The following is a 5,048-nucleotide window of genomic DNA, read 5'->3' as shown; positions in this document are numbered from 1 at the left end:
GTTCTCCCCGCCCCGGATGATCATGTCCTTGATGCGGCCGACGATCTCGACGTAACCGTCCTCGCGCATCACGGCGAGGTCGCCCGTGTGCATCCAGCGGCCGGCGTCGACGGACTCGGCGGTCTTCTCCGGCTCGTTCCAGTAGCCGAGCATCACGCTGTAGCCCCGGGTGCACAACTCGCCCGCCGTGCCGCGCGGTTGGGTGACTCCCGTGGCCGGGTCGACGATCTTGACCTCGATGTGCGGCAGGACCCGGCCCACCGTGCCGGTGCGGTGCTCCACGTCGTCGTCCCTGCGGGTCTGCAGGGACACCGGGGACGTCTCGGTCATGCCGTAGCAGATGGAGACCTCCGCCATGTGCATCTCGGCGACCACCCGTTTCATCACCTCCACCGGGCAGGGCGAGCCCGCCATGATGCCGGTGCGCAGGGAGGAGAGGTCGTAGGAGGCGAAGTCGGGCAGGTTCAGCTCCGCGATGAACATGGTCGGGACGCCGTAGAGCGACGTGCAGCGCTCCTGCTGGACCGCGTCCAGGGTGGCCTTCGCGTCGAACGACGGAGCGGGGATGACCATGCAGGCGCCGTGCGAGGTGGCGGCGAGATTGCCCATGACCATGCCGAAGCAATGGTAGAAGGGCACCGGGACGCAGATCCGGTCCTGTTCCGAGTAGGCGATCAACTCACCCACGAAGTAACCGTTGTTGAGGATGTTGTGGTGGGAGAGGGTCGCGCCCTTCGGGAAGCCCGTCGTGCCCGACGTGTACTGGATGTTGATCGGGTCGTCGCAGGAGAGTTCGTCGTACGTCGCGTCGGAGGTCGCCCGCCCGAGCAGCGCCTCCCAGCTCGGATCGCCGAAATAGACCACCTCGCGCAACTCCGGCGCCGCGCCGCGGACTTGCTCGACCATCGCCCGGTAGTCGCTCGTCTTGTGGCTCAGGGAGGCGAACAGCAGGGACACGCCCGCCTGCTTCAGGACGTACTCCACCTCGTGGGTGCGGTACGCCGGGTTGATGTTCACCATGATCGCGCCGATGCGGGCGGTGGCGTACTGGACGAGCACCCACTCGGGGCAGTTGACCGCCCAGATGCCCACCCGGTCGCCCTTGGCGACCCCGGAGGCGTGCAGGGCGGAGGCGAGCTCGTCCACCGCCGCACCGAACTCGGCGTACGTCCAGCGCCGTCCGGACGGCACGTCGACCAGCGCCTCGCGGTCCGGCCAGCCGGCCACCGCCCTGTCGAGGTTGGCCCCGATGGTGTCGCCGAGCAATGCCGTTTGGCTGGTGCCGTGGCTGTAGGAACTCACCGGAAGTCCTCCTCGCGGTACTCGGCGTCCGAGCCGGCCGCCGTGGCCTCACGCAGCTCGATCCGCCGGATCTTGCCGGAGACGGTCTTGGGCAGCTCGCCGAACTCCAGGCGGCGGATGCGCTTGTAGGGGGCCAGCACCTCGCGGGAGTGCTCGAACAGGACTTTGGCGGTGTCGGGGCCCGGCTGCCAGCCCTCGGCCAGCACGACGTACGCCTTGGGGACGGCCAGCCGCAGCTCGTCCGGAGCGGGCACGACCGCCGCCTCGGCGACCGCCTCGTGCTCCAGCAGCGCGCTCTCCAGCTCGAACGGGCTGATCTTGTAGTCGGAGGCCTTGAAGACGTCGTCGCTGCGGCCGATGTACGTCAGATACCCCTCCTCGTCCCTGGAGGCGACGTCTCCCGTGCGGTAGTAGCCGCCGGCCATCGCCTCCGCCGTGCGGTCCGCGTCGCCGTGGTAGCCGGTCATCAGGCCCACCGGGCGGACCGACAGGTCGAGCGCGATCTCGCCCTCCGCCGCGCCCGGAGCGCCGGACACGGGATCGAGGAGTTCGACGCGGTAGCCGGGGCTCGGCCGCCCCATCGAGCCGGTCTTGAGCGGCTGGCCGGGGCTGTTGGCGACCTGGACGGCCGTCTCGGTCTGGCCGAAACCGTCCCGGATGGTGATGTTCCAGGCCCGGCGGACCTGCTCGATGACCTCCGGGTTGAGGGGCTCGCCGGCCGCTACGACCTCACGGGGCGGGGTGCGCAGCTGCGTCAGGTCGGCCTGGATGAGCATGCGCCACACGGTCGGCGGGGCGCAGAAGGTGGTGACGCCCGCGCGGTCCATCTCGGTCATGAGACGGACGGCGTCGAAACGCGTGTAGTTGTGCAGGAAGACCGTCGCCTCGGCGTTCCACGGGGCGAAGAGATTGGACCAGGCGTGCTTGGCCCAGCCGGGTGAGGAGATGTTCAGGTGCACGTCGCCGGGTTTCAGGCCGATCCAGTACATGGTCGACAGATGGCCGATCGGGTACGACGTGTGGGTGTGCTCGACGAGTTTGGGCCGGGCCGTGGTGCCCGAGGTGAAGTAGAGCATCAGCGGGTCGTCGGCCCGGGTCGGGCCGTCGGGGGTGAAGTCGGCGGCGGCGCCGTAGGCGTCGTCCAGCGGCAGCCAGCCGTCCGGCACCGCACCGGCGGCGCCCGCGGCGATGCGGGTGTAGTCGCCGGGGACCTCGGCGAACTTGCCGGTGTCCGCGGGGCGCGCGATGACGTGCCGGACCCGGCCGCGTTCGACGCGGTCGCGCAGGTCGGCGGGCCCGAGCAGCGGGGTGGCCGGGATGACCACCGCGCGCAGCTTCATCGCGGCGAGGGCGGTGATCCACAGTTCGGCCTGGTTGCCGAGCATGACGAGGATCCGGTCCTCGGCGCGCACGCCCCGCTCACGCAGCCAGGTGGCGAACTGGGCCGACCGCACCGACATCTCCCCGAAGGACAGCCGGGTCTCGAGGCCGTCCTCCTCGACGAGGTGCAGGGCGGTGCGGCCGTTGCCGTCGGCGATCTCGTCGAACCAGTCGAGCGCCCAGTTGAAGTACTCGGGACGGGGCCAGCGGAAGCCCTCGTAGGCGGTCGGGTAGTCCTCGCGGTGTTCGAGCAGGAAATCCCGCGCGTCGCGGAACAGCTCCGTCGCCGATGTCATCTGTCCTCCTGGGTGCCGGACCATTGCCGGGCGGCTCTGAACCATCGTGTAATCCGTGATGCAGGTCTCACTACCCCCGAACGGGGGGTGCGCCCGCACAGGAGCCGTGATGAAGGGGCGGATCAGGTGACGACGGACGCGTCCGACGCGGTCGAGATACGCAACGCCCTGCTGCGTCTGCGGCGGGGCACCGGCCTTCCCGTCGCCTTCGGCGGCCTGCTGGAGGCCGGGCAGCAGATGCGTATCAGCGAACTGAGCGGCACGGCGACGCACGCCCTGCGTTCGCTGGTCGTGACGTCCGGCACCGGTCTCGGCGGCAAGACGGTGGCGCTGGCCAGGCCGTGCGTGGTGACGGACTACTCGGCGTCGCGGCAGATCAGCCACGAGTACGACGCCCCGGTGGCAGCGGAGGGGCTGCGCTCGGTGCTGGCCGTGCCGGTGGTGGTGCGGCACCGGGTGCGCGGGGTGCTGTACGGGGCGCTGCGCACCTCCCTGCCGCTGGGCGGGCGGATGCTGGACGCGGCCGTGGAGGCGGCGCGGGACGTGGAGCGGGCCCTGGTCGTCCGGGACGAGGCCCGCACGCTCGCCGCCGGGGCCGGAGCGGGCCCGGGCTGGGAGCGGGTGCGGGAGGCGCACGCGGCCCTGCGGGCGCTGGCCCCGCGGATCGCGGACCCGGAGCTGCGCGCGGAAGTGCATGAGGTGTGTGCGCTGCTGACGGCCGAGTCCGCCGGCCCGGCGCGGGTCCGGCTCGCACCGCGCGAGGTGGACGTGCTGGCGTGCGTGGCGGCGGGGGCGACGAACGCGGTGGCCGCGGAGCGGCTGGGCGTGACGCCGGAAACCGTCAAGGGATACCTGCGGTCGGCCATGCGGAAGCTGCGGGCCCGCACCCGCGGCGAGGCCGTGGTCGCCGCGCGCCGGGCAGGATGGTTGCCATAGGTTTGTGGTGTTTTCGGTGATGTCTGCACGATCGCTCAGCCGACGGGTTCCCGAGGGGGCGCCGACCCCGCGTTCCGCGGCATTCGGGAGTCCGGTGAATTCTCCCGCCGACACGTGTTGTTATTTCCCTCACGAGGTCGTCCCTCCGAAATTCAAACAGCTGTTGCCTAATATTGGCCAGGACACGACACAGGGAGGGGAGCGGTGACCGTACGACGGGACTTCCAGGAGCCTCCCAGGAGCCGCCCCGACCTGGTCATCGGCCGGGAGGAACTGTTCACCTCGGCCCGTGAGCAGCTCGGCCGGGGCGGCAGTGTGCTGCTCCACGGTCCGGCCGGAATTGGAAAGTCGACGGTGCTGCGGGCGCTGGCCGCGGATTACGGTGGTGCGGACCGGACGGTGTTGCGGTGCTCGGCGACCGAGTCGGAATCCCACCTGCCCTTCCTGGCGCTGGCCGACCTGTTCGGGCTGGTCCTGGACGACGTGTCCGGTGCGCTGCCCGGCGCCCAGCGCACCGCCCTGGAGTCGGCGCTCACCGGCCGCGGCGAGTCCACGCTCCAGCGGGACGGGCTCGCGCTGCGCCTGGCGGTGCTGTCGGCGCTGCGCGTCCTCGCCGCCAAGGGCCCGGTGCTCGTGGTCGCCGACGATCTGCAGTGGCTGGACGCCGCCAGTGCGGAACTGCTCGGTTTCGCGGCCCGCCGGCTGGGTGACACGCCCGTGCAGATGCTGTGCGCGGTGCGGACCGAGGGCCAGGAGTACGACCGCCACCTGCCCGCGTCCCCGCCCGACACGCTCGCCGTCCGGCTGGGCCCGCTGACCCGTACGCAGGTCTCCGCGCTGCTCGACCACCGCGGCTACACCCCCCTGTCCCGCTCCACGATCCGCGACATCCACCGCACGAGCGGCGGCAACCCGCTCTTCGCGCTGGAGCTGGGCAGGGCCCTGGCCGAGAGCCCGGCCCGGCCCCGCCCGGGCGAGCCGCTGCCCGTGCCCACCTCGCTGCGGGCCCTGGTGCTGAGCCGGCTGGAGATGCTGTCCGACGAGGCGCGCCGCACCCTCCTCGCGTCGATGCCCTGCAGGATCGAGGCGTAGCCGTAGTGAGTGGTGTTCGAGGTGAGCACGGTCACCGTGCGG

General features: G+C 71.4%; 3 protein-coding genes and 1 pseudogene. 2 read left to right on the top strand and 2 right to left on the bottom strand.

Features of this window, described 5'->3' with window-relative positions; all coding sequences use genetic code 11:
- Both ABT116_RS39470 and ABT116_RS39465 read right to left on the bottom strand, forming a co-directional pair.
- Window positions 1-1,302 (bottom strand): AMP-binding protein (locus ABT116_RS39470; protein WP_351644561.1); only part of this gene is annotated, 1,302 nt, incomplete at its 3' end.
- Complete coding sequence (locus ABT116_RS39465; protein ID WP_351644558.1) at window positions 1,299-2,978, bottom strand: AMP-binding protein; 1,680 nt, start codon at window positions 2,976-2,978, stop codon at window positions 1,299-1,301. The genes ABT116_RS39465 and ABT116_RS39470, both read right to left, overlap by 4 nt.
- 126 nt (window positions 2,979-3,104) lie before the next feature.
- Here ABT116_RS39465 and ABT116_RS39460 point away from each other — a divergent pair, with 126 nt between their 5' ends.
- Complete coding sequence (locus ABT116_RS39460; RefSeq protein WP_351644555.1) at window positions 3,105-3,914, top strand: helix-turn-helix transcriptional regulator; 810 nt, start codon at window positions 3,105-3,107, stop codon at window positions 3,912-3,914.
- A 204-nt stretch (window positions 3,915-4,118) separates the two neighbouring features.
- Window positions 4,119-4,982 (top strand): annotated as a pseudogene (locus tag ABT116_RS39455) (AAA family ATPase); the annotation flags it as partial.
- Between the last annotated feature and the right edge of the window lie 66 nt (window positions 4,983-5,048).

Source organism: Streptomyces sp. NPDC002130, from assembly GCF_040296465.1.
Taxonomy (GTDB): Bacteria; Actinomycetota; Actinomycetes; order Streptomycetales; family Streptomycetaceae; genus Streptomyces.
This window is presented reverse-complemented; position numbering and strand designations above follow the sequence as displayed.